General features: G+C 40.0%; 25 protein-coding genes. 14 read left to right on the plus strand and 11 right to left on the minus strand.

Annotated features, from left to right (window positions below; genetic code table 11):
* Positions 1 to 9: 9 nt before the first annotated feature.
* The 7 genes from ACLI1A_RS05070 (at position 10) to ACLI1A_RS05100 (ending at position 3,311) form a co-directional block, all read left to right on the plus strand.
* Complete coding sequence (locus ACLI1A_RS05070; protein WP_411406761.1) at positions 10 to 285, plus strand: hypothetical protein; 276 nt, start codon at positions 10 to 12, stop codon at positions 283 to 285.
* Positions 286 to 389: 104 nt separating this feature from the next.
* A complete protein-coding gene (locus tag ACLI1A_RS05075) occupies positions 390 to 581 on the plus strand; it encodes a hypothetical protein (protein ID WP_411406763.1) in 192 nt (63 codons plus the stop codon).
* A gap of 29 nt (positions 582 to 610) precedes the next feature.
* The gene (locus ACLI1A_RS05080; RefSeq protein WP_411406765.1) at positions 611 to 1,279 is read left to right on the plus strand and encodes a J domain-containing protein; all 669 of its coding nucleotides are present in this window, start codon (positions 611 to 613) and stop codon (positions 1,277 to 1,279) included.
* Between the two features lie 153 nt (positions 1,280 to 1,432).
* Entirely contained in the window at positions 1,433 to 2,113 is a 681-nt protein-coding gene (gene lepB, locus ACLI1A_RS05085) for a signal peptidase I (protein WP_411406767.1), read from the plus strand.
* A 62-nt stretch (positions 2,114 to 2,175) separates the two neighbouring features.
* Entirely contained in the window at positions 2,176 to 2,457 is a 282-nt protein-coding gene (locus ACLI1A_RS05090; RefSeq protein WP_411406769.1) for a hypothetical protein, read from the plus strand.
* 3 nt (positions 2,458 to 2,460) lie between these two features.
* A complete protein-coding gene (locus tag ACLI1A_RS05095; protein ID WP_411406771.1) occupies positions 2,461 to 2,832 on the plus strand; it encodes a hypothetical protein in 372 nt (123 codons plus the stop codon).
* Positions 2,833 to 2,888: 56 nt separating this feature from the next.
* Positions 2,889 to 3,311 carry a hypothetical protein gene (locus tag ACLI1A_RS05100; protein ID WP_411406773.1) on the plus strand — a complete coding sequence of 141 codons (423 nt, stop codon included), beginning with the start codon at positions 2,889 to 2,891 and terminating at the stop codon, positions 3,309 to 3,311.
* A gap of 35 nt (positions 3,312 to 3,346) precedes the next feature.
* On the opposite strand, the gene ACLI1A_RS05105 is transcribed toward ACLI1A_RS05100, so the two are convergent.
* Positions 3,347 to 3,577 carry a hypothetical protein gene (locus ACLI1A_RS05105; RefSeq protein ID WP_411406775.1) on the minus strand — a complete coding sequence of 77 codons (231 nt, stop codon included), beginning with the start codon at positions 3,575 to 3,577 and terminating at the stop codon, positions 3,347 to 3,349.
* Positions 3,578 to 3,732: 155 nt separating this feature from the next.
* Here ACLI1A_RS05105 and ACLI1A_RS05110 point away from each other — a divergent pair, with 155 nt between their 5' ends.
* From ACLI1A_RS05110 to ACLI1A_RS05120, 3 genes are all read left to right on the plus strand, one after another.
* Positions 3,733 to 5,604, plus strand: coding sequence for a CocE/NonD family hydrolase (locus ACLI1A_RS05110; RefSeq protein ID WP_411406777.1), 1,872 nt, complete (start codon positions 3,733 to 3,735; stop codon positions 5,602 to 5,604).
* A gap of 287 nt (positions 5,605 to 5,891) precedes the next feature.
* Positions 5,892 to 6,581, plus strand: coding sequence for a hypothetical protein (locus ACLI1A_RS05115; RefSeq protein ID WP_411406779.1), 690 nt, complete (start codon positions 5,892 to 5,894; stop codon positions 6,579 to 6,581).
* A 373-nt stretch (positions 6,582 to 6,954) separates the two neighbouring features.
* On the plus strand, positions 6,955 to 7,524 hold the full coding sequence (locus ACLI1A_RS05120; RefSeq protein ID WP_411406781.1) for a DUF1579 domain-containing protein: 570 nt from the start codon (positions 6,955 to 6,957) through the stop codon (positions 7,522 to 7,524).
* A gap of 98 nt (positions 7,525 to 7,622) precedes the next feature.
* On the opposite strand, the gene ACLI1A_RS05125 is transcribed toward ACLI1A_RS05120, so the two are convergent.
* The 6 genes from ACLI1A_RS05125 to fabV form a co-directional block, all read right to left on the minus strand.
* Complete coding sequence (locus ACLI1A_RS05125) at positions 7,623 to 8,348, minus strand: response regulator transcription factor (protein WP_411406783.1); 726 nt, start codon at positions 8,346 to 8,348, stop codon at positions 7,623 to 7,625.
* A gap of 7 nt (positions 8,349 to 8,355) precedes the next feature.
* Entirely contained in the window at positions 8,356 to 9,840 is a 1,485-nt protein-coding gene (locus ACLI1A_RS05130; RefSeq protein ID WP_411406785.1) for a sensor histidine kinase, read from the minus strand.
* 102 nt (positions 9,841 to 9,942) lie between these two features.
* Complete coding sequence (coaE, locus tag ACLI1A_RS05135; RefSeq protein ID WP_411406787.1) at positions 9,943 to 10,536, minus strand: dephospho-CoA kinase; 594 nt, start codon at positions 10,534 to 10,536, stop codon at positions 9,943 to 9,945.
* The gene (locus ACLI1A_RS05140) at positions 10,533 to 11,525 is read right to left on the minus strand and encodes a glycosyltransferase (RefSeq protein ID WP_411406789.1); all 993 of its coding nucleotides are present in this window, start codon (positions 11,523 to 11,525) and stop codon (positions 10,533 to 10,535) included. The genes coaE and ACLI1A_RS05140 overlap by 4 nt, the downstream gene beginning before the upstream one ends.
* Positions 11,526 to 11,628: 103 nt before the next feature.
* Positions 11,629 to 15,843 carry a GEVED domain-containing protein gene (locus ACLI1A_RS05145; protein WP_411406791.1) on the minus strand — a complete coding sequence of 1,405 codons (4,215 nt, stop codon included), beginning with the start codon at positions 15,841 to 15,843 and terminating at the stop codon, positions 11,629 to 11,631.
* A 409-nt stretch (positions 15,844 to 16,252) separates the two neighbouring features.
* The gene (gene fabV, locus ACLI1A_RS05150) at positions 16,253 to 17,446 is read right to left on the minus strand and encodes an enoyl-ACP reductase FabV (RefSeq protein ID WP_411406793.1); all 1,194 of its coding nucleotides are present in this window, start codon (positions 17,444 to 17,446) and stop codon (positions 16,253 to 16,255) included.
* 116 nt (positions 17,447 to 17,562) lie between these two features.
* Between fabV and ACLI1A_RS05155 the strand changes: the two genes are divergently transcribed.
* Together ACLI1A_RS05155 and ACLI1A_RS05160 are read left to right on the plus strand one after the other, a co-directional pair.
* Positions 17,563 to 18,051 (plus strand): hypothetical protein, encoded by a 489-nt coding sequence (locus ACLI1A_RS05155; protein WP_411406795.1) that lies wholly within the window; start codon positions 17,563 to 17,565, stop codon positions 18,049 to 18,051.
* Between the two features lies 1 nt (position 18,052).
* Positions 18,053 to 18,532 (plus strand): hypothetical protein, encoded by a 480-nt coding sequence (locus ACLI1A_RS05160; RefSeq protein ID WP_411406797.1) that lies wholly within the window; start codon positions 18,053 to 18,055, stop codon positions 18,530 to 18,532.
* Here ACLI1A_RS05160 and recN read toward each other — a convergent pair.
* Complete coding sequence (recN, locus tag ACLI1A_RS05165) at positions 18,521 to 20,173, minus strand: DNA repair protein RecN (RefSeq protein WP_411406799.1); 1,653 nt, start codon at positions 20,171 to 20,173, stop codon at positions 18,521 to 18,523. The two genes, ACLI1A_RS05160 and recN, sit on opposite strands and share 12 nt — an antisense overlap.
* 97 nt (positions 20,174 to 20,270) lie before the next feature.
* Positions 20,271 to 20,630 (minus strand): DUF983 domain-containing protein, encoded by a 360-nt coding sequence (locus tag ACLI1A_RS05170; protein WP_411406801.1) that lies wholly within the window; start codon positions 20,628 to 20,630, stop codon positions 20,271 to 20,273.
* A 106-nt stretch (positions 20,631 to 20,736) separates the two neighbouring features.
* Here ACLI1A_RS05170 and ACLI1A_RS05175 point away from each other — a divergent pair, with 106 nt between their 5' ends.
* Both ACLI1A_RS05175 and ACLI1A_RS05180 read left to right on the plus strand, forming a co-directional pair.
* Positions 20,737 to 21,618, plus strand: a complete 882-nt coding sequence (locus tag ACLI1A_RS05175) for an AraC family transcriptional regulator (RefSeq protein WP_411406803.1) — start codon at positions 20,737 to 20,739, stop codon at positions 21,616 to 21,618.
* Positions 21,618 to 21,992 (plus strand): VOC family protein, encoded by a 375-nt coding sequence (locus tag ACLI1A_RS05180; protein WP_411406805.1) that lies wholly within the window; start codon positions 21,618 to 21,620, stop codon positions 21,990 to 21,992. The genes ACLI1A_RS05175 and ACLI1A_RS05180 overlap by 1 nt, the downstream gene beginning before the upstream one ends.
* On the opposite strand, the gene ACLI1A_RS05185 is transcribed toward ACLI1A_RS05180, so the two are convergent.
* Both ACLI1A_RS05185 and ACLI1A_RS05190 read right to left on the minus strand, forming a co-directional pair.
* The gene (locus tag ACLI1A_RS05185) at positions 21,989 to 22,882 is read right to left on the minus strand and encodes an OmpA family protein (RefSeq protein ID WP_411406807.1); all 894 of its coding nucleotides are present in this window, start codon (positions 22,880 to 22,882) and stop codon (positions 21,989 to 21,991) included. The two genes, ACLI1A_RS05180 and ACLI1A_RS05185, sit on opposite strands and share 4 nt — an antisense overlap.
* A 138-nt stretch (positions 22,883 to 23,020) precedes the next feature.
* On the minus strand, positions 23,021 to 23,932 hold the full coding sequence (locus ACLI1A_RS05190) for a T9SS type A sorting domain-containing protein (protein ID WP_411406809.1): 912 nt from the start codon (positions 23,930 to 23,932) through the stop codon (positions 23,021 to 23,023).
* Positions 23,933 to 24,011 lie beyond the last annotated feature (79 nt).

Raw genomic sequence — 24,011 nt, forward strand, 5'->3', positions numbered from 1 at the left:
AACCAACAAATGATGCCAAGCCTTAAGGACAGCTTTGTAAAAAGTTTTAAAAGCATGCACCCCACTGCCGACTGGAAAGACAGCGGACTGAAAACCATTAACGGTAAAAAAGTGGCGTATATAGAATTAGTGACCCCGGCAATGGATACCCAAATTTACAACCTTATTTTTATTACAGATCTTAATGGCAAGCTGCTCATTTGCTCTTTTAACTGCACTAAAAAAGATATAACCAACTGGACTCCTGTGGCTAAGGAAATAATGAACTCGCTTAAAACAAAATAATTTTCCGGTTAGGGCTACACTCCTACCAGAGAATAAAATATTTTATACTTTTATGCGGAGCAGGAAACTGCTCCGTATTTATTAATTATCTAAGTCAACCTTCAGTGAAAAAACTATTTACGCTAAGCCTTTTTACACTACTTTGTACTACAGCAGCTATTGCACAAAAAGCAGAGCAAAAACCAAAAGAAGAAAAATCATCACCAACCTCAATAGTACCGGCGGCGGTGGGTGCCACTACAGGGGTAATTATAGTAGCAGCCGCCCGCAGACGCAGAAAAAATAACGAGAAATAATCCCTAACTTGCATCCACTTTAAGCACGGATGAAAGACTACTACCACATACTGGGTGTTGACCCGCATTGCCCGCAGGCCGAAATAAAAAAGGCGTACCGGCAGCTGGCAGTCAAGCACCACCCAGATAAAAACCCCGGCGACAAGAAAAGCGAGGAACGCTTTAAGCTTATAGCCGAGGCGTATGTGGTATTAAACGATGTTGCCGCCCGTAACGAGTACGACTACAACCGTGGCTACAAATCGGTGTACAAAGGGCGTGGTACGCTTTCGGGCAAGCCGTCGCCAATACAATACCTGTTGCAGATAAAGGCCATAAAAAACAGGGTGCTTACCAATGGCGGACAGGTAAACCGGCAGGAGCTTTTTAACCTTATAAACAGCCTGCTGAGCGACGAAAACATAAGCCACCTGCTGGCCGAACGCGATAGCACTACCAATAACCTTATTGTAGACGAGGTACTTACGTGCTGTATTTTTTTGCACGAGCCTTTAAAATCAGATGTGTATACCCGACTGGAAAAACTGGCCACGCACTACCACGGTTTTAAGGATAAAGTACACGCGCTGGAAAACCACACTGCCACCCCACTCCCCAAACCCGAACCTAAAAAAGATGAAAGCATACCCCGTACTGCTGCATTGCTCATATTCGGGTTGCTGGCGCTGGTTGTGCTGCTGTTGCTGCTACTACGCTAATTTTTAGGTTGGTTTTTGTGTAATAAACAGTATGTCAAATTAGTTTACTACATTTATAATCACCAAACCAGTAAATTTTAGTTATAAATTCTATGACTCTTTATCACATTAAAGAAAACATAGTTTGCAGGAGAAAATAACCAACAGAAACCAATGAAAAAATCTATTAAAATACCACTTATTGCTGCAGCTGTATTCTTTTCAGTTCTTATAACAGTACAAAAAAACGGTATGCTGCGCAAGTATAGCTGCAATTCTACAGCTAATGAACCCGGACTTAAATATGAAGCCCCTATGCTGGTATCTAACGTACCGGAATATCATAACGGCGATTTTATTACCTTTAACTATAACGACAAGATGTTTGGATACCATACCCGCGTTTACCGTCTCGTAGGCAGCCCGGGCGATGTGTTAGAACTAAAAAAAGGCGTACTTTACATTAACGGAAAAAATACCGATGCAGCACTAAATCTTAAACATATATACATACTCAGTCATGCCTTAACAAAGCAGCTTATTAACCAGAAGTTTATTAAACCCACCGACGCAATGATTACTGACGGTGGTGCTTACAAGGTATTTTTAGACGATGATTTTGCTGCACTTAATAAGTTGACAGATAAAAGATATGTAATGGAAAAGAATATCTCTGATAAATATATTCTCACCACTTATCGCAAATACTGGAACGTGGATAACTTCGGGCCGCTTACCCTACCCGAAAACAAGTATTTCGTATTAGGCGATAACCGCCATAATGCTGAAGATTCGCGTTATATCGGGCTTATTGACAAACAAGACATTACCGGAAAAGTATTGATACAATTATAAAAAAAATATTCATCATACTATTCCCGCTGCTTCTCGTTTCCTGTGATGAACCTGCACCCGAAGTGCAAATCATCTCCCCTACTGAAGGGCAAGTATTTACATTGGGGCAAGTGGTGGAAATTAAGGCCAAGCTGAAAGATGTAGATGCTATTTCATCAAAGGCCATTATTGTAACAAACGAAAGTACTGACACCGTTTTTATGTATATCTACGATAAAGTTCAGAACGACCACACTCTTACCAAAAGCTTTGTACCCAATGCTACCGGTGCGTACAACATAGAAGTAAGCGCAAACGGCCATGCCGTGTGGACCATTAAAAATGTTGTAATTCAGGTTGACTAAAATATGAAACGTTTAGAAAGTAAAAGATTACTGTATGACGGTATGGACACGGACGGGTTTTACCAACGTAACCATGATATTACCGGACTGGTGTTTAACATTAAAGATATTATTGAAAACAGGATTGAGAAACTAAAAGGTCGTATCTCCCAAGAAGTTTTTTTAAAGATTACCGCAGAGTGTGGATTTAGGACAAATGCCAACGATGATTTTGCAAAGCACTTTAAAGATTTTGATTTTGGAGAATTTTATCTCTCAAACGAAGGTTTGGAACTATATTATATCATTAGCAACAGCGTGTTGTATATTTTTTCGTTTGGAGAATCGCAACCGGCAAGATATAAGCTGTACTTAGAAGGTGTATGGGAAATGTAGGATATCAATACCTTTTTTAAAAGAAAATCATCATAAATTTTTGAATATAAATTTATATGGAAAAGAATTACAAGTTAGATTTTAAAGAGCAATTCGAAAAAATAGAAAGCTCTTTCGCTTCCTATTTTAGTGAACATGATTTTAAATTAAAATCATTAGAAATTCCTTTAATTATATACGAGAATAATTATTCAGAATTAATATTTGATTTCGATAGTTATGGATTAAGGTTTGGTCATTTAAGTTTATCATCAATTGTATATAAAAATAAATCTAACGGTGAGGTTTTTACAATTAATTCAATGCTTGAAAAACTGTGTAATCTAAAATTTATGGAATTGCTTGAAGATTATTGTGGGAAAAAGGGATTAAGTTTTTATGATTCTCACAGGGAAATTATTCATACTTATTTAAATAAATATATAAGCGATGCTGATTTTTCCTGGGCGAAAAATTTCAAAAAGAATAAATACATTTAAAATAAAGCTGCCGATATTGTCTCCGGCAGCTTCATTTAATTCTTTGGCACCTCACCAAAATTAGCTTTATACGAGTCTAATATTTGGTCTACCATAAACCCACCCACTGAAGTTCCATTACTGGAAAGGACATAATCACTAACAGCTTTTCCTGTTTCCGGCATTTCATTGGCTATATATGCCAATACAGCTTCAATGGCCTCGCGGGCCTGCTTGTGCGATACATTAGCGTTTTGCATCACCACATTTGTAATCATATCCATCATAGCTCTGTAAATTAAAATATTATTGCCTATTTGAGAATATCAAAACAAATCGCATGCCACATTACACAGCATAACTTCAAAAATATCAACACTTTATAATTTAAAAAGAAGATTCTATAATTTGCAGTATCTTTGGGCTACAACACACTTGCCTCATGAAACATTTATATCTTTTCTTCTGTTTATTTGTATGTATAACAATAAACGCCCAGGAAAGGGATTTTAAGCCCGACTCTATATACATGCGTAATAACTACGACTTAGCCGAATACCGCATACCCATGCGCGACGGTGCTAAGCTGTATACTGTAGTGTATACCCCAAAGGATAAAACCAAAAAATTCCCGTTCCTTATAAACCGTACCTGCTACAGCGTAGCAAGGTATACTGATTTTAAAACCTTTGGGCATCCGTCTAAATACCTTGTAGAAGATGGCTATATTTTTGTGTTCCAGGACGTGCGCGGGCGTTACCAGTCTGAAGGCGAGTTTACAAACATGACCCCGAACATACCGGGCAACAACCCGAAAAACAAAAAAGACATCGACGAAAGCTCAGACACCTACGATACTATTGAATGGCTGCTAAAAAACGTTAAGGGTAACAATGGTAAGGCGGGTATCTTCGGTATTTCATACCCCGGGTTTTATTCGGCCGCAGCCCTCCCCGATGCACACCCGGCACTTAAGGCGGTATCGCCACAGGCACCCATATCCGATTTCTTTTTTGACGACTTCCACCACAACGGCGCCTACCTGGAGAGCTACACTGCTACCTTTCCGGTTTTTGGCATCAAGAGTAACGGGCCTACTAAAGAAAATTGGTTCGCTAAAGATATAGCGCAGTTCTTTTCTACCCCAATACCGGATTCGTACCTGTTTTACATGAACCTTGGCCCTCTGAAAAACGTTACCAAAAAATACTACCCTGACAATTTTTTCTGGAAAGAAACCATAGAGCACCCTAACTACGATGCATTTTGGCAAAAGCGCAGCATACTACCCCACCTAAAGGACATTAAGCCCGCTGTGCTTACCGTAGGCGGCTGGTTTGATGCCGAAGACCTTTACGGCCCACTAAACATTTATAAACGCATAGAAAGCACTACGCCAAAAAACAACAGTACCTTGGTTATGGGGCCCTGGCTACATGGCGGATGGGCACGTAGTGTAGGTACGCTTACACACAACCATATTTATTTTGGCGAAAACATTTCAGACAATTTCCTGAAGGATGTAGAAAGCAAATTCTTTGCCTACTACCTTAAAGATGGTGCCAACCCAAAACTGCCTGAAGCCTATATGTATGATACCGGGCTTAAGGAATGGAAAAATTTTGACGTATGGCCGCCAAAGGCTGATAATGTAAAACTGTACCTGGGCGCAAAAGAAGCCTTAAGCGTAAATAAGCCACTAGATAATAAAACCGTTTTTGAATACACCAGCGACCCCGCAAAACCGGTACCGTACACCTCGCAGATAGAAGCTATTCAGTTTAGTCCGCGTAATTTTATGAGCGACGACCAGCGTTATGCTTCACGCAGACCCGATGTACTTACCTTTGAAACATCCGTACTCACTGAAGACTATACCCTTGCAGGTGAAATACTGGCAAAGTTGGATGTATCGATGACGGGTACCGATGCCGACTTTGTGGTAAAAATAATAGACGTATACCCAGATGATACCCCAAACTATAGTGGCAACCCTAAGAACATAATCATGGGTGGCTACCAGCAGCTGGTACGCTCTGAGGTGTTTAGAGGCCGTTTCCGTAATAGTTTTGAAAAACCTGAACCGTTTGTACCAAATCAGGTTACGCGTGTAAATGTGCCGCTACAAGACCTGCTGCACACCTTTAAAAAAGGCCATAAAATAATGGTGCAAATTCACAGCACGTGGTTCCCTTATATAGACCGCAACCCACAGAAGTATGTAGATAATATTTTTGAGGCAAACGAAGAAGACTTTATAAAATCTACAATCCGAATCTATGGTAGCTCTGTGATAGAGGTAGGCAAGAGATAAAGATTGTACACATAAATACACTAAAGATGCACTGTTACGTGCATCTTTTTTTATTGCTTGATTTTGAGAGTTTATAAAACCGCCTTTTTCACAATTCAAAAAAGAGAAAAAACAAACCATTAAAACACTGATAAACAATATTTTAAATCAACACATAAAAATTACTATATCGTTTTAGAAAAGTTTGGCACGGCACTTGTAATATTGTAATCAAAGGCACAATTTTAAAAGCCGATTGCGGAAGCCGAAAAGCAAGAGTAGGCATAAAAAAATAAATTATTAAGGTCATGAAAAAAATTACTCTTTTAGTTGCCGGATTACTTTTTGCTGGTAGCCTGGCCTCAGCCACAGAAACAAAAGTTGTAACTGTTGCTGCTTATCACACTCCTGTAGATTACCGCAATGCAGAGCCTGTGATTTTTATGGAGCGTGGAATAGAATTTATGGTGTTCCCTGACGGGCAAATGGACTTTAACACTCAGCCTGCCACTACCGGTACTAATTACTACCGCACCGGCAGCCGTGCTAACAATACTTATGGTGCCCCAGGCTACAACAATGCCCCACAAGGAGTAGTTGTAGAACACGATTATAACGGTCGTGTACGCCGCGTAGGTAACGTATACATAAACTATGATAACGTGGGTCGTGTAAAAAGGATAGGCAGCGTGTATATGACCTACAACAGGTTTGCACTAAGCCAAATAGGCCTGTTAACACTGTACTATGACCGTTATGGACGTATAATAGATGCCAGGGGATATGTAAACAGTAACAGCCGCGGCTATGATTACGATCCTTGCCAAAATACAAGCGGAAGCTATAATGGTAGCGAATACGATAACAGTTATGGTAACGGTTATGGTAACGGATATAACAACAATGATGGTGGTTACAACGACAACTACTACTACCGTCAGGGTGAAGACAAAGACAAGAAAGCTGAGGCTACAGAAGGCCGACGCAACAATAAATAATTTTGAGTTAAGTTGAGTTAGTTTTAAGAAAACCTCCGAAAGTACCAGTATTTTCGGGGGTTTCTTGATTTTAACACAATTTTATAGGAAATTATTGAACATAAACCCTTGCAAATAAAAAAATTAGATATACATTTGTGCTTTGGCACGCAAGTTGCTAAAAGTTTATTATATAAATCTCAATTTTTGAGGTTTGTTAATAATTGGTTGGTTGGTTTGTTAAGTCCCGCTTATTCCGCCCGGAATAGCGGGGCTTGCTTTTTTAAAAACATAGCAACTATTACTACACATAGCTATAAGTACTTTACTCATTATCAATTCATATTAATTATTTTACTATATTTATTTATATAAACAATTAACCACTTGAATAATGAGAAAAATTAACTTTTTAGCACTACTTGCCGTAAGCATGTTTTGTCAGATTACCTTTTCACAGACCGAAGCTGAAGAAAAAGCCTGGATGGACTACATGACACCCGGCCCACAGCATAAAAAACTTGCAGCCGAAGAAGGGCGCTGGACATGTACAATGAAATTTTTTAGTGACCCGCAGAGTCTTCCTTTAGAATCTACAACTACTTGTGTAATAAAAATGATAATGGACGGGCGCTACCAGGAAATAACATACACCGGCGACATTTTGGGAATGCTATTTGAAGCAAAAAGAATAGTAGCTTACGATAATGCTTTAAAACACTATACTTCTATATATATGGATAATATGGCCACAGGAGTAATCACTATGGAGGGGACAGCCGGTAACGATGGAAAAACCATAATTTATAAAGGTAATATAGTAAACCCCGTAGACGGAAAAACAAACCCAGCTAGGGAGGTATATACCATAGTTGATAGCAATACACGAAAAGTAGAAATGTACGACTCTAAAGATGGTAAGGAATGGAAAAGCTATGAGATTATTATGAAGCGCAGCAACTAAAATGTTATCTATAAAAGCCATTCTATTAACCGTCTAAGCTAAAAAACCTCTGTTCCTTACATTAGGAACAGAGGTTTTTTTATAGGTTTCGTTTTTTGTTACTTCTCTTCAGCGGCTACTTTATTTTTTATAACCAGCCTGAAACCTTCGCCGTGTATGTTAAGTATTTCTACTTCTTCATCCGGTTTTAGGTACTTACGCAGCTTAGCAATATAAACATCCATACTACGCGATGTAAAGTAATTGTCATCCCTCCATATTTTGGTAAGGGCAAGTTCGCGTGGCATTAGGTCATTTTCGTGCAGAGCAAGCATTTTAAGCAGTTCGTTTTCTTTTGGCGAAAGCTTTATAGGCTCATCATTTTCAAAAGTAAGGAAACGCAGCTTAGAGTTTAAGTGGAATTTACCTATCTGGAACTCAAATTTAGAATTATCAGTTTTGGTTTCGCTTGATTTCCTTTGTATAATAGCCTTAATCTTCATCAGTAGCACTTCAGAGTCAAATGGCTTGTTAAGGTAATCATCAGCACCTACCTTGTACCCTTTCAGCACGTCTTCTTTCATAGACTTTGCTGTAAGGAAAATAATAGGCACATCTTTGTTTTTTTCCCTGATTTCCCTGGCCAGTGTGTAACCATCCTTGTAAGGCATCATTACATCCAGTATGCACAGGTCGAAATTATCTTTTTTAAACTTTTCAAACCCTTCCATACCATTTTTGGCAAGGGTAACATCAAAATCGTTAATCAGCAGGTAATCTTTTAGTACGGCACCAAAGTTAGGATCGTCTTCCACTAAAAGAATTTTTTTGTTTACTTCTTCCATATTTATTTTAATTTATTAGTGGCATTTTTATAATAAAGGTACTGCCCTTCCCTTTTTCACTTTCTACGTATATGTGGCAATTATGGTCGTCTATAATGCGTTTTACGTATGCAAGCCCCAGTCCGTGCCCTTTTACATCATGGCGGTCGCCGGTGTGCTCGCGGTAAAATTTTTCAAAAATCATCTTCTGGGTATTCTTATTCATCCCCATGCCCTGATCCTGAATTTTTATCAAAATAAAATCTTTAACATTCTCGGTATAAATATCTATAACGGGTTTATCCGGAGAATATTTGATTGCATTGTCTAAAATATTAACAATTACATTAGTGAAATGAACCTCATTTAACAAAGCCGTGGTTCTCAGCGCACTAAAGTGTCGTGTTAAAACACCATCCCTGTTTTCTATGAGCAATAAAATGTGTTCTATAGCGTTTTCAAGGATTTCATTTACATCTGTAGCTTCCTTAGAAATGTCTAATTCCTTCCTGTCAAGCCTCGATATCTGCAATACGTTTTCTACCTGCGAGTGCATCCTTTTGTTCTCCTCGCGAATCATTTGCAGGTAATACTGTACCCTGTCTTTATCTTCAAAAATTTTCGGGTTCTTAATCGCATCCAGCGCCAGGTTTATCGTGGCTATGGGCGTTTTAAACTCGTGGGTCATGTTATTAATGAAATCGGTTTTAATTTCCGATATGTTCTTCTGGGTTATCAGCTGGTTTATGGCACTTAGATAGGCAATAATAATTACCAGTGTAAATACCAATGACAGCAGTGTTATACCCAGTATAGAGGACAATAGATAGCGTTCCTTATGCGGAAAACTAACAAATAACCTGTATTTAGAATAACCGTTATTGTTTTCAAAGAGCACATGCTCGTTCATTTGCGGCTCGTGGCTTAACCCTCCCGATGAAATACGCGTAGGCATACCGTTGTAGTAAATACTAAATTCAAAAGGTGTATTTACACCGCTTTGGTCTAATTCGCGCGCTATAACTTCTTTTAGCCGCTGCGAACTAAGCCAGGAATCGAGCCCGTAATACTCCCTAAAATCTTTAAGGAGCGTTTCCATTTGAAAGTTTAGATACCTGTCAGCTTCGGCCTGCTCTGCAACAGCTTCCCTGCTATGGGGCACCGACTTACTGGTTTTGCGCTTTACATACGCTTCCACTTCCGCTTTATCAAAGAGCATATCATCAAAACTGGGTGGCGTAAGTTGTCCTGAATACACCACATTTCGCGTCTTGCGCTGATGATGGCTATCATAAAACATCCTCATGTCTGCCCTTGAAGGATTAGTACCTACGCTATCAGCGTATTTTTGGTACACTTTATAAAACTCCTCTGCTTCAAGGTTTTCCAGCTGGCCCGCTACCCTGCCCAGAACTTGCTTTATGTGATAGCGAAATTGTTCGTCACTATTTTTTAATGAAGAATCTACCCAGTACAATTGCACAACTATTATGCCTAAAAGAGATAGGCTCATAAAAATTACCAACAATCGAAACCTGGTTTTATTCATCACTTACAAAATTAACATTTTAACACTTAAAGCTAAAAACCATTAACCAAATATTAACAGCAGGCGTTATTTTTCAATTATATTCAGAAAATTAAAGATCTCACTTACTTGCATCTGAGTGGCTTCAAGCGCGCTACTCTCAATTATAAATTGACTAAGCGGCTTTTTTTGCTCATCAGTCCATTGGTTAGCCATGCGTTGAAGCACCTGATCCCTAGTAGTGCCGTCGCGTTGCATTACACGGCTAATGCGTTCTTCTATGGGCGCTGTAACCAGTATTACAGCATCGCATAATTTATAACTACCACTTTCAAAGAGTATTGCAGCTTCTTTAATCACAAAAGGATGCGTGGCATGCTGTGCAGCCCAATTGCTGAAATGCTCCCCTACCTTGGGATGAATGATACCGTTAAGCGCTGCTAATTTTTCTTTATCATTAAAAACCAATGCAGCTATGCGCGCGCGGTCAGGCTGTCCGTTTTGTAGTATTTCCGCACCAAAAACAGTTATAAGTTCCTCCACAACTTCGGGCAGATATAATATTTTTTTGGCCTCGTCATCGGCATAGTAAACCGGCACTCCCAGCGTTTCAAACATTTTAGCCACTGTAGTTTTACCACTGCCTATACCGCCCGTAAGCCCTATTACCTTTGTTTTCATTTGAAGAATAGTTCAGGAAACGCTTTTTTAGGATCCTGTTTAAGCAGGTGCACTTTTGTAAACGACTCCAGGTAACCAAAACCGTAACCGTAAAACTGCATAAATACAGCAACAAGCGCCAGTAAACCTACCTTAATACCATTTTGTACCGATGCCAGTACAAGCACAGCAACAAAATAAGCAACATAAAAATATAAGAGTAGTGGTATGCCGGTAAACGCCAGTAAAACAGCTAAAAACAAGCCCAACATAAATACTGTAGGAAAAAGAAAAGTGATTTTCTTATACTCAGGGTGCCATTTGTCTAATATAGGGCGCGCCTTACCAAACTTGCTTACCTGCTTGTTAAACTTTTGCCAGTCTATACGGCGTTTGTGGTATACGTATGAATGGGCAAACAAGCGGGTTTCAAAGCCCAGTTTCCACAGCCTTATAGAAAGATCAGGATCTTCGCCGGGATGTATGTGTCCAAAACCCTGAGAGGCTTCAAAGGCTTTTTTACTGATGCCCATATTGAAGCTGCGGGGCTGAAATTTTTCTATTTTTTCTGATTTTCCTCGTATACCTCCTGTAGTAAGGAATGAGGTCATGGCAAAGTTGATGGCTTTTTGCACATCACTAAAACTGTCCAGGGCAGCATCGGCACCACCAAAACAGTCTACATAATGCGCCGTAAGGCTGTCATTTATACTGCTTAGGTAATGCGGAGGCAGCAGGCAGTCTGAATCTAATATGATAAAGTAATTGCCTTTAGCTACGCCCATACCGTAGTTACGGGAATCGCCCGGGCCACTATTGGGCTTAAAGAAATAGGAAATATTAAGTACAGCCTTGTACTTTTCTATAATATCTCCGCACGGTATTGTAGATCCGTCTTCTACAACCACTACTTCATAAGCAGCGGAAAAATCCTGCCGGGTAAGACTATCCAGCAATTCGTCAATTTCATCCGGCCTATTGTATACCGGTATTATCAGCGAAAAAAACATGCAATCTTTTTTAACAAAGATACTCTTTCTAAATAAGAAAGCCGCCAAAATTGGCGGCTTTCCGTTTTTATTAAAGATAATTTAAGCTATCTGCTAAAAACTATTACTGTTTTTTCACAATTTTAAATGTATGGTTTACAGCACCTGCCTTAACAGTAACTACATAAGTACCTTCGGCAAGTTTATTAGTATCTACCTTAACAGCTGTAGCATTTGGTGCAGTAGTAAGTACCAGCTGGCCTAACAGGTTGTAAACTTCAACCGAAGTAATATCGGTGCTGTACTTAATGTTCAGCTCGCCATTAACCGGGTTAGGATAGTAAGAGAAGCTACGTGCATCAAACTTATCGTTACCAAGCAGTTCGCTAATTTCTACAGCAGCATAAGCCACACAGAAACCGTTAGAAGCAGCAGCATAGTAAGTAGCACCAGCCTGGATTTCTGCATCTGCAGTAAGAGCATTAGATCCTGTCATAGCATCTTCTTCAGAGGCATACCAGGTAACATCAGCATTTGAAGTAACAACAATATCAGCCACTGTAGCAACAGTTCCGGTATAACCTACTGATTGTGGAGACTCTGCAGAAATAACAGGAGTTTCGTTTATAGTTACTACAAAGTTAGCCTCAGCAGTACACTCACCTACCTGAGCAAATACATAAAGTAATGTAGTCTCAGTAATTTCAGTACCCGCAGCTATCATATCACCACCACCTTGAGCAGCAGTATAGTAAGCAACACCTTCAGGAAGTTCAGGAAGCACAAAGCTATCGCAAGCAAGAACATCAGCTACAGCAGGAACCATAACAGCGTTGATAATAACACCTACAGCAGTACGTGTAGCACTTTCACAACCGTTAAGCGTTTGGCTTGCATAGTAAACACCACTTTCCAGGGCAGCATCAGCAGCAAGTGCTTCACCACCTTCGGCAGTAGTATACCATTGTACATCTGTACCCACAACATCTATAGAAGCTACTGTAGCAGCATTACAGAATACTTGTTCTGCGCCTGCCTCAGGAGCCGGAGTTACATTTACAGTAACGTTTACCTGTGTACGGGTAGCACTTGTACAGCCGTTTATGGTTTGACTTGCAAAATAAACACCAGTTTCAAGAGCAGCATCAGCTGTAAGAGCTTCGCCACCTTCGGCTGTTGTATACCACATTATGTTATCACCCTCTATAGCTATATCAGAAAGCATAGCAGAGTTACAGAATACCTGGTCTGTTTGAGCAGCCGGTGCAGCAGTAACATTAAGTGTTACAGATACCGCAGCCCTTGCCTGGCTTTCGCATCCATTTACTGTTTGAGAAGCATAGTATACGTTAGTACCTACTGCAAGAGCAGCATCAGCAGAAAGCTCATCGCCACCGGTAGCCGTAGCATACCACTTAACATCAGTACCTTCAGCTGAAAGATCTGCTACAGTAGCAGTATTACAGAAAGTTACTACACTGTTTTCTACTGTTGGAGCATCAATATAGTTAAGCGCTACAAACACAGCAAGCCTTTCTGTACTTTCACATCCGTTTGCAGTTTGAGAAATGTAGTAAGAACCAACTGTTGCAACTGTTGAAGCATCTATTGCTGTACCACCAGTAGCAGTTGTATAGTATTGTAGTGAAGTACCTTCGGCAACAACATCACCTACCGGTGATCCTGCACATAGTACTTGAGTAGAAGCACCAGTAGGAGCCGGAGTAATTATTACCGAATAAGAACCCTGACCTGATGCGGTACAACCATCAGTATTTGTGGCTGTAGCTGTATAGGTCGCATCTGCAGTTGCAAGTGCATAAACTGTTTTTATAAGCTGACCTGTATAAGGCTGTGTTGCTGCAGCATCAGCATAAAGGCCGGCTACAGGAGCCCAAGTATACAACACGTTATCTGTAGCGCCCGAAATAGTAACATTATAGTCTTCAAACTCACCGAATCCAGAAAGTGCACAACCTTCTGTTGCAGTACTTGCAGAGTTCCACTTACACATAACCCTCATTCTGGTAGTACCGTTGTAAGCAGATGTAGGTATGTTAATAGTACCTGTTTGTACCGCTGTAGACGCAGTAGTAGTGCTATATACACTTTCAGAGTCACTAAATACACCGTCCTGGTTAAGGTCTATCCAAACCCTGAATGTTTGAGAGTAAGCAGAACCTGCTTGTAGTGAAATTGTCATATCAGTACCAGCAACCGCTGTCGCTGTAAGGGCGCTATAATACGTATAATCTGCCGCAGTATCTCCCGAACCATTGTTTGTAATACCGCCAAAACTAAAGTTGTTTATGTAGTCTCCAGACTGGCCACCGCTTGAAACAGTAGGTGTACAGTAAGTAAGCGGTACAGCAGAAACCCCACCATTACCCGTTAGGGCCACTACAGAGTTATAGCATACTTCAGATGTAGCCGGTGTAACAGTAACATCTGTAGGTAAAGGGTTTACAGAAACCGCAAATGTAGCATTTACCACACAAGGACCCGCAGACTGCGAAGCTGTAAGAACATACTCAGTAGTTACAGTAGGGTTAAATACCCAGCCGGTAGCAGCAGAACCACTAACACCTTCGGCAGGTGACCAAGCGTAAGTATCGTATGAAGAAAGGCCTTCGGTTACAGTAACAGTAACAGTGTTTGAACCTGCACATACTGTGTCTGAAGCAGCACTGATAGCAAATGCAGCCGGTGTAGCAACAGAGAAAGTATCAACAGTAGTAGCCACTCCGGCTACTGTTGTTACACTAACAACTCCACTAACACCCGCAGGTACATTAGCAGTAATTTGTGTAGTAGTATTTGTAGTAACAGGTACAGCTGTACCACCTATTGTAAGAGAGGCATTGCCAATGGCAGTACCTGTAATGGTAATTACACCATCTGCAGCACAGTAACTGGCTGGTGTAAAGCCTGTAATTACAGGAGCAGCCGGCATAGTTACTACAAGTGTATAATCTTCATAGCTACCGTATGCACCTGCGTAACATGTAGTTCCACCAGTATCATTATCTGTACCACCAATCCTCATTGTATGAGAACCTATAACTGAGGCAAGAGCCGGTACCTGGAATGAACCAGATAGTGTTGTAGGGTTAGCATTAGTAGAAAGACCAAAGTAAACCTGCTCACCATCATCATCAAAATCTGCATCGTTATTCCAGTCTACCCATATTTTAGTACCGTAAGTATATCCTGTAGCATAAGTAATACTAAAGTTTACAGTAGAACCTGCATCTGCTGATGTAGACTGTGTTGTGTAGTTTGCATAGTTACCTGTTTCACCTGTGGTAGTGTTATTAATAGTACCCATGGTAACATTTGTAATACCACTTCCATCTACAGATGTAGGAGCCGGTGTACAGTATCCTGTATAAAAACTTACAGGACCAACCCATGAACTGGTTTGCGAATCAGAACATGTAGACCTTACCCAAATATAGTAGTTTGTATTTGCAGTAAGCCCACTAAGGTTATAACTTGTAGAAGTTACAGGAAGCGAACCTGTTTCATCTGTAACCGCAGTAGGAGCAGTATTGGTTGTAGAAACATAATAGTCATAACCACTTGGCGCTACCTGTGGTGCTGTAAAGCTGAAGCTACCATTTGTAAAATCAGTATTATCTGCCACCAATCCTGTAGGAGGAAGACATGAAGCTAACGTTCCTTCAAACTGAATACGAGCCAGCGTAGCAGTACGTGTGCCTGAAGGCGGTGAGGCCGGATCAGGGTTATTAGAATCGCTTCTGTAATAAATACCGGTATTTGAAGCCCCTGTATAAGAACCAAAATACACATTACTATTAGAATACGAAGGAGCGTTTTCATCTACAGCCACAATAAGATTGCTGGTAGCATCGTAGTTAAAAGGCGTAGTAAGCGTTATTTCCATCCAGCTGTTATCTACAGGAGTTACTGTGCCCGTAAATACCTGCGTTAGGTTAGCTACAGGTTCCCAGTCTGTACTAGACGAAAAACTTGTTTTACTCGTATGCCCCAAATACACTGTCCAGTTATTCCAGGTTGAAATAGTGGCCGAAGCATTACTTACGTAAAACCTAATCTTAGTAATGTTTCCCGCTACACCTCCTCCGGTTGCATACTCACTAGCTTTTACAATCTGCTGTGAATAGGTATAACCATAGTAAGCGGTTACAGGTATGTTGGCACTACTATTAGCAGTACCCGAACCAATACCGATTGTACCTGTTTGGGAATACCCAAACTGAACAAAAGAAAGCGCACACAACATCAGGAATGCTGTGTAACAGCGTTTTAAATGAAAATAATCAGTAAAACGCGTCAAAAAAGTAATTTTTCTCATTTAACAGTAGTTTAATATTCACGAAATATAGTAAAATAATAACAATATTACATTTTTCGCAATTATTTTAAAAGAACATCAAACTAAATGTTAAACAAAAAAAAATACCCAAAACAACCACAACAATACTTATATTATTCTTATTTATTATGTTAATTTAACATTATTAAACACAATTCATTTAAAGAAAATCATTAATAAAATTGTGTTAATACAAGCATTTATTTGCTTAATCTTATATGAAATATTTTTTTTAATGTTAAAAAGTTACAGTTTTAACCCAGAGCACTAAAACCACTTTTTGGTTATTCACATTACATTAACACAACATATGAAAATGAATTAATAATTATCATAAACAAAAAGGCCTCCCTTAAAGGGAGGCCTTTCATTGCATCTGTTAAAAGTATTAACCTATACTTTCTATATTAACTACTTCATTGGTCTCAGCTGTATAATCTACACCCGGAATTTCAAATCCAAAAAGATTATAAAAATCTTTGCGGTAACCTTCAAGGTCGCCTATTTCAGCAAGGTTTTCGGTATCGGCTTTTGTCCAAAGCTCAGATACTTTTGCCTGAACATCATCACGCATTTCCCAGTCGTCTATTCGTATACGGCCTTTATCATCTACAGGTACTTCACCTCCGGTATAAAGCCTTTCGCGATACAGACGGTCTATTTGCTCTATAGTACCCTCGTGCAAGCCCATTTCTTTCATGGTCTTGTACAGTAGTGATATATATAAAGGAATAACCGGTATTGCAGAACTTGCCTGAGTAACCAGTGCTTTGTTTACCGAAACGTATGCTTTACCGTTAATATCCTTAAGGCTATCTGAAATTTCAAAAGCAGTAGCCTCAAGATGGTCTTTAGCCTGACCGATGGTACCTTTACGGTAAACCGCTTCAGTAACCGATGGCCCTATATAAGAGTATGCCACAGTAGTAGCGCCTTCGGCAAGTACACCCGCCGCTTTAAGAGCGTCTATCCACATAGCCCAGTCTTCACCACCCATTACGGTAATGGTGTTCTCTACATCGCCTTCAACAGCCGGTTGAATAGTAACCTCAGAAACCTTACCCGTATGAAAATCTACGGTTTTGTTACTGAATACGCCACCAATAGGCTTAAGCACACTGCGGTGCAGCACACCTGTAACCGGATGCTGGCGCACCGGAGAAGCAAGGCTGTATACCACAAGGTCTACCTGGCCAAGGTCGGCTTTAATAATATCTATGGCCTGTTGTTTTACTTCGTTGCTAAACGCATCTCCGTTAATGCTTTTTGCATAAAGGCCGGCAGCGTGGGCTTCGTTTTCAAAAGCAGCACTGTTGTACCATCCTGCAGTAGCAGTTTTACCTTCGGCAGGTTCTTTTTCAAAGAAAACACCCAGTGTAGCGGCACTGCTACCAAAGGCCGCTGTAATACGCGAAGCAAGGCCAAAGCCTGTAGAAGCACCTACAACAAGTACTTTTTTAGGACCATTAGCTATTTCGCCATGTGATTTTACGTATTCGATTTGGTTTTTTACGCTTTGCGCGGCACCCACAGGGTGAGCCGTAAGGCATATAAAGCCACGCATTCTTGGTTCTATGATCATAACTGTTTAATTCAGTATTTTTTATTCGTACTTATCGTTTTCGACAAGCAAAGATAAAAAACTAAAATAACTATGTAGTATATTATGTAATTTTAGCCAATAAACTAATCAACTACATGAACGACCTGCTAAACGAAGACGAGTTTTTACCGAAAGAACACAATACAAGATGGTGGTTTTGGCAGTTTTTTATATATTCTTTTTTAGGAGAAGTAACTATATTACTGATTTTTAAGTACGTCATTCATTTTTCAAGCGAAACCGTATCAAGGCTGGTAGGCATCTCAAATAACTTTATTCTACCCCTTGCTATTTCTATGATGATGGTATTTGGCAAAAAAGAAGTGCTAATTCACAATAAAAAGGGCACAATCGCATTGGCTGTATTAATACTTCAATTATGCTATCTCTCTCCTATTATCGTAATGTCATACATAAAGATATATAACACAATATTTTCGCAAGATGTAGATACAGAAATAATAGTTATCTATGCTATAAGCCCTTTGTTTAGTATAGTAGTGAATTATATAATAGCCATAGCAATTATATTACCTATAGTAAACCGCGTACAGAAAATTAAAAACAAACCAATGCAATCATAAAATGAACGACCTGCTTAATGAAGAAGAATTTTTACCGAAAGAGTATAATCCAAAGGGATGGTTTGTAAAATTTCACATTGTGGCTTGCCTGTTATCGCTGATAGGGTTTGGTATGGTAAGGTATTACAGGAGCTTATTTACAAATACTACGGCAACAATAACAATAATTTTTACATTTTTGGTACCTCTTATTTTGTCACTGATCATGATTTTACCAAAAAGAGAAATCCTGTTACAATTGAAGCCCCGTACCGTTGCTTATAAAATTTTACTACTCAATATATTTTGTTGCACTGTAATTTTAGCTTTAGGGTTGATAAAACCATTAATACACTCAGAGCTAAATTTAGAAACCCTCAAATATACTGCACTTGTTATTCTTTTAATGTTAGCCATATATGCAATTGTTTATGGTATTTCAATGGCAATAATAATCCCAATACTAAAAAGAGCCCAAAGAATAAATAAACTACCCCAATAACGCCCTGGCATGCGTTAATGCCGATTCGCTTACATCCTTGCCGCTAAGCATTTCGGCTATTTCGCGGATGCGTTCGTCGCCTGTTAGTAGTTTCAGTTCACTTACCGTAGTATCACCCTGGGTTTTCTTAAATACTTTGTAGTGGGTAGTACCTTTAGCAGCAATCTGCGGCAGGTGCGTTATGGCAAATACCTGCATATCGTTACTCATGCCCTTCATAATATCGCCCATTTTTATGGCTATTTCACCCGAAACACCGGTGTCTATTTCGTCAAAAATAATGGTAGGCAGTTTAGAATACGTAGCCAATACCGCCTTTACCGCAAGCATAATACGCGACATCTCGCCACCCGAAGCTACCTTTTTCAGCAACCCGAAATCAGTACCTTTATTAGCAGAGAACAACAGGTTAATGCTATCCTTACCGTTTGCATAATAGGTTTCGCCCTGCCCTATTTCAAATTTAAAACGTGAGTTCGGCATACCCAGTTGCACGAGTATCTCCGTAATTTTATCTACCAATACCGGCACTGCCGCTACCCTTTTTTCATGCAGAGCTTCGGCTGTTGCATCAGCTTCTGTTTTTGTACGTTGTACCTCGGCTTCTTTTTCGGCAATAGCCTCATCCAGCCCTTCCGCAAAAACTACTTTTTCGCTTAACTCCTGCTGTATGGCCATAAGCTCCTCTACGCTAGCCACGCTGTGTTTTTTTTGTAACGAATAAATAAGCTGTAGCTTCTGGTTTACCTGCTCCAGGGCTTCGGGGTCGTTTACCAGCCCCTCATATTCCTGCGAAAGACTTTCAGACACATCATCAAGCTCTATAATAAGGCTGTTTACCCTGTCGTAATATACAGCATATTCTTCAGACAAGCCACTTATTTTTTGCAATGCCTGGCGAATTTCTTTCAGGTTTTGCACAGCGCCTACCTGCTCCTCTGTAGCCACTGCTATGGCCTTAGCCATATTTTCGCGGATAAACTCCACATTACTCAGCTTTTCAAGTTCGGACTCAAGCTCGGCCTGTTCACCCGCTTTAAGCTTTGCAGCCTCCAGCTCGTTTAGCAAAAACGTATTATAGTCCTGCTCCCTGTTTATAGTAGCTTTTTGCTCAGTTAACTTTTTAAGCGCACTCTGCGCCGACTTATATACTGCCAATTGTTTTTTGTACACCTCTAATAAAGCCGCATTGCCGGCCACGGCATCCAGTATTTGCATCTGGTATTGCTCGTCGCTAAGCTCACGGGTTTGTTGCTGGCTGTGTATATCTATAAGGAAATTACCCAGTTCCTGCACTTCTGCAAGGTTTACAGGGCTGTCGTTTATAAACGCGCGGCTTTTACCCGAAGGAAGTATTTCGCGGCGAATAATAGTTACATCCTCATAGTCGAGGTCGTTTTGCTCAAAAAAATCACGGAGGTTGTACCCGGAAATTTTAAAATGCGCTTCTACCACGCATTTCTGTTCCTTGTCTTTAAGCGAACCAAGGTCGGCACGGTTACCCGATACCAAACCCAGCGCCCCAAGCAGAATGGATTTACCGGCGCCCGTTTCTCCTGTAATGATGGAAAAACTGCCCGAAAAATCGATATGAAGGTGCTCTATGAGCGCAAAATTTTTAATTTGAAGTGTTTGCAGCATAAGGGTTCAGGTGCAAATTGCTTTACAAATATAGGTAAATTTCAGGGCAAATATGCTACAACATCAATTTACGCCCAAACCATTACTTTCCAAACATTTATAGGTTACGGTCTCTACCGTCGAACATATAAATCCATAACATGCGCGATAGCCGGAAGTTAAACATACTCAGTACTACAGCCATTACAGCAACGCCTCCTATCATGGCTCCAAAGTTTTTTGTAAAAAACTGCATTACTATAAACAGTGCCACCATTTCGGCTACGGCAAGCGCATAGCTTACATACATAGCTCCAAAAAAATAGCCTGTTTCCTTATGAAAGTGATGCCCGCAGCAACTACAAGTTTTGTACATTTTAGGCATCCTGAACAAAAAAACATTCCCTTTGGTTTCAAACACCTGGCCTTCTCCGCATTTAGGGCATTTTTCAGTAATAATATCATGAAAATGTGACATACTCATAAAATTTTGATATACAAATTTACCCCAAAAACACAACTTGGGGCAATAGCACATATACGCAAAAATTTGTACTTTTAGGACATTAAGATGCTCCACCCTGATGAAACCTGTACACGTACTCAATATAAACCAGTTTAGCAACGATGATAAAGAGGATTTCCATACAAATACACTGGAAAACCATTTGCAAACGCGCCATAAGGACATAGCCGAACCCCACAGTCATAACTTTTACCTGGCCATACTATTTACAAAAGGTACCGGACGGCATGAAATAGACTTTGCCGATTATGAGGTGAAGTCCGGAGCACTGTTCTTCCTGAACCCGGGGCAAACCCACCACTGGACACTTTCGCCCGATACAGAAGGGTATATCTTTTTTCATACGCGCGACTACTATGAACAGTATTATACACAGAACAAACTATCGGTCTTTCCTTTCTTTTTTAGCATGCACAGCAGCCCGTGCATATATCTTGAAGGAAAAGAACTTCGACAAACAGAAAGCTACTTCAATAGTATTTTGCAGGAAAGCTTATCAGGCAACAGTTTTAAGAAACCTGCAATAATGAGTTATATAAACCTTATATACATTACCGCATCAAGGACATTTCAGGAGACAGCAAACACAGAGCATAACCATAATAACAGCAATTACTATACAAAATTCAGGCAGTTTGAAAGCCTGGTCGAAGAGCATTTTATACAGGAAAAGCTGCCGGTATTCTATGCTGAAAAAATGCACATAACACCACGTCACCTAAACCGCATAGCACAAATAACCACAGGAAAAACAGCAACCGATGCCATACTGGACCGGGTTTTACTGGAAGCTAAAAAAGAACTGGTACTACGGCGGGGCAACTTTAAAAGTATAGCCGAAGTGTTGGGCTACACAGATTACGCCTATTTTTCGAGGATATTTAAAAATAAGACCGGAGAAACCCCAAGCGATTTTGCAAAACGATATACAAAAGCATAATGACAAAAACACCAAACGTTATAGGCAGCGCCCCCATACTGGCCGTAACCGATGTACAGGAAACAGTAAACTATTATATAGAAAAACTGGGATTTGAGCTTATAGCTACCTTACTGCAACCTCCGGTATACGGAATGGTACAGCGTAATGGTTTCCAAGTGCATTTTGGAAAAACCGAAGTACATACGCCCAACAGCAAACACAGGAATGACTTGCCGGATTTCATTTTATGGATACCCGAAATTGATGCGTTTTATAACGAAATAAAGCAACGTGGCGCAACTATAATAACCGAAATAGCACTCCGCCCATACGGAAGCCGCGAATTTACTATAGAAGATAATAACGGCTACAGGATACTTATAGATGACTAATTATTAGCAATAATAAATACCTCTACCCTACGGTTTGCCTCGCGCTCTGCAGGTGTCTTTTCAGGGATAGTGTAAATAGGTTTAGACACACCGAAGCCTTCAAAAGAAAGGCGGCTTTTTTCTATACCATTCTGAAAAAGGAACATCATTACCGCCTTGGCACGCTGGGTAGAAAGGTCTTGACGGTCTTTGGTCATGCAGCATACGTGGCCCTGTAGTTTTATTTTTAAGGCAGGATTAGAACGCATTACCTCTAATAGTTCAAATAGCCTTGGGCGTGAATCAGGCATTACAGCAAACGTATTTTCCTGAAAATTAAGATTGGGTATCACAATCGTTTCGCCGGTTTTAGCCGTGTTTATACGGTTCATAAACGCCACATCGAGTTTCATATCATCGTATCCGCCACGCATATTAGCCACTTTTATAGTTGCCGGAAACTCTATAGGCTTAACTGTTTCTACCGGTTTAGACGGCTGAATTTGTATTCCTAATATCTGGTTTTCCTTATCCAGGTCTTTCTCTAGCAAATAGTAGATTGTAGCCTTACGGTTCTTGGCCTTTACGGCATCCTGCTTGTGCAGTTTACCAAAGCTGCGGGTTTTAAAATCCTGGCGGATTTTCATGTTACCCTTAACTATATCATATACAAAACTTACCCTACGCTGTGCAAGTGTATCGTTTAGCCCTACAGAGCCATCTTCGTCTGTATAACCGTTTATAGCAAGTATCTTAGATGTTTTGTTAGAAGCCATCCATTCGCGCAGGCGTGACTGTTCGGCACTACTCAGTTCATGTTTATTGGTTTCAAAATATACCGAAAACTGCTCCTGGGCGTAACCTGTCACAGTAGCAAAAAAACACAGCAATACAAAACAAATACGGTTCATAGACTATAAAATGATTTTACTGTAAACGAAGGTAAACTTTATTTTATTACCGCCACAGGATATTTATAAAATGATAACATAAAAAAATCCCCCAAACCACTGGTTTAGGGGACAAAATATAAAAATAAAAAACGGCAATTAGTTCTTGATTACCTTTTTGCTAATCGTACCGCTATCAGATGTAATATTCATAACATATACTCCGGTAGCAAGATCAGCTATACTAACCTGGGCAGTAGTAGTAGCGCTCATTTGTTGAGTTTTTACTACACGTCCGTTAATATCTGTAAACGACACTGCATTTATAGTAGCATTACCTGCAGATACGTTAACAACATCTGTTGCAGGGTTAGGATACACAGAGAAAGCAGGCTTAGTATTAACAGCTACTGCAGCAGTAGCTTCCGCTACAACCACATTATCTATGTACCAAGAAGTATCTCCGTCATCAGCTAAAAACTGAACCAGGTTAACAGCTACAGGTACACCTTCATAGAATGCACTGGTAAATACTAACTCTTCGTTTACATAATAATAGATTTCATTGTTATCTACGTTATATTCTACCTTTATGTTAGTCCACACTTCAGCATCTACGCTACCTATAAGTTGGTAATCAGAGTCGCCATCACCATAGAATACATAAATACCACCACTGGCATAGTAAAAATACAATGTAGAAGCCGTAGTGTATACAGATGAAGCGTAGTTAAGACCGCTGATTTGGAAACCTGTACCCGATGAAGAAATAGCATCGGTAAGCACATCCATAGAAATACTGTAATTAGTATAAGGGTTGTTAAAATAAAGGTACCCCCCCGTATAATCATTTGTGGTAGGAGCAGAGAACTTTAGTGAATTTTCTCCATCGTTGGCATAGTCACTAGACACTTCCATTGGGTCAGTATCAGAGAAAGTTCCCCAGTAACTGCTTTGGCCCGTAATATCTCCTGTAGTAAATCCTTCAGCTTCTTCAAACGAAAATGTAAGCTGAGCATTGGCTGTAAAAAATGCTAGAAACAAACAGCCTGCAAGTAAAAATCTTTTCATTATAGTGATAGTTTTAATTTCTGTAAAGAAAACAAAAACCATCCTGCTTAAAAAACCCCTAAAAGGCCGTTTACCGCAC

This window comes from Flavobacterium sp. RHBU_3 (genome assembly GCF_046613565.1).
GTDB lineage: Bacteria > Bacteroidota > Bacteroidia > Flavobacteriales > Flavobacteriaceae > Flavobacterium.

Bases quoted from the DNA above. Each gene is read 5' to 3' on its own strand.
- ACLI1A_RS05120 (WP_411406781.1), top strand. From the start codon at position 6,955: ATGAGAAAAATTAACTTTTTAGCACTACTTGCCGTAAGCATGTTTTGT.
- ACLI1A_RS05180 (WP_411406805.1), top strand. From the start codon at position 21,618: ATGACAAAAACACCAAACGTTATAGGCAGCGCCCCCATACTGGCCGTA.
- ACLI1A_RS05070 (WP_411406761.1), top strand. From the start codon at position 10: ATGATGCCAAGCCTTAAGGACAGCTTTGTAAAAAGTTTTAAAAGCATG.
- ACLI1A_RS05095 (WP_411406771.1), top strand. From the start codon at position 2,461: ATGAAACGTTTAGAAAGTAAAAGATTACTGTATGACGGTATGGACACG.
- recN (WP_411406799.1), bottom strand. From the start codon at position 20,173: ATGCTGCAAACACTTCAAATTAAAAATTTTGCGCTCATAGAGCACCTT.
- ACLI1A_RS05140 (WP_411406789.1), bottom strand. From the start codon at position 11,525: ATGTTTTTTTCGCTGATAATACCGGTATACAATAGGCCGGATGAAATT.
- ACLI1A_RS05125 (WP_411406783.1), bottom strand. From the start codon at position 8,348: ATGGAAGAAGTAAACAAAAAAATTCTTTTAGTGGAAGACGATCCTAAC.
- ACLI1A_RS05190 (WP_411406809.1), bottom strand. From the start codon at position 23,932: ATGAAAAGATTTTTACTTGCAGGCTGTTTGTTTCTAGCATTTTTTACA.
- coaE (WP_411406787.1), bottom strand. From the start codon at position 10,536: ATGAAAACAAAGGTAATAGGGCTTACGGGCGGTATAGGCAGTGGTAAA.
- ACLI1A_RS05175 (WP_411406803.1), top strand. From the start codon at position 20,737: ATGAAACCTGTACACGTACTCAATATAAACCAGTTTAGCAACGATGAT.
- ACLI1A_RS05155 (WP_411406795.1), top strand. From the start codon at position 17,563: ATGAACGACCTGCTAAACGAAGACGAGTTTTTACCGAAAGAACACAAT.
- ACLI1A_RS05100 (WP_411406773.1), top strand. From the start codon at position 2,889: ATGGAAAAGAATTACAAGTTAGATTTTAAAGAGCAATTCGAAAAAATA.
- ACLI1A_RS05145 (WP_411406791.1), bottom strand. From the start codon at position 15,843: ATGAGAAAAATTACTTTTTTGACGCGTTTTACTGATTATTTTCATTTA.
- ACLI1A_RS05080 (WP_411406765.1), top strand. From the start codon at position 611: ATGAAAGACTACTACCACATACTGGGTGTTGACCCGCATTGCCCGCAG.
- ACLI1A_RS05130 (WP_411406785.1), bottom strand. From the start codon at position 9,840: ATGAGCCTATCTCTTTTAGGCATAATAGTTGTGCAATTGTACTGGGTA.
- lepB (WP_411406767.1), top strand. From the start codon at position 1,433: ATGAAAAAATCTATTAAAATACCACTTATTGCTGCAGCTGTATTCTTT.
- ACLI1A_RS05115 (WP_411406779.1), top strand. From the start codon at position 5,892: ATGAAAAAAATTACTCTTTTAGTTGCCGGATTACTTTTTGCTGGTAGC.
- ACLI1A_RS05185 (WP_411406807.1), bottom strand. From the start codon at position 22,882: ATGAACCGTATTTGTTTTGTATTGCTGTGTTTTTTTGCTACTGTGACA.
- fabV (WP_411406793.1), bottom strand. From the start codon at position 17,446: ATGATCATAGAACCAAGAATGCGTGGCTTTATATGCCTTACGGCTCAC.
- ACLI1A_RS05105 (WP_411406775.1), bottom strand. From the start codon at position 3,577: ATGATGGATATGATTACAAATGTGGTGATGCAAAACGCTAATGTATCG.
- ACLI1A_RS05110 (WP_411406777.1), top strand. From the start codon at position 3,733: ATGAAACATTTATATCTTTTCTTCTGTTTATTTGTATGTATAACAATA.
- ACLI1A_RS05160 (WP_411406797.1), top strand. From the start codon at position 18,053: ATGAACGACCTGCTTAATGAAGAAGAATTTTTACCGAAAGAGTATAAT.
- ACLI1A_RS05170 (WP_411406801.1), bottom strand. From the start codon at position 20,630: ATGTCACATTTTCATGATATTATTACTGAAAAATGCCCTAAATGCGGA.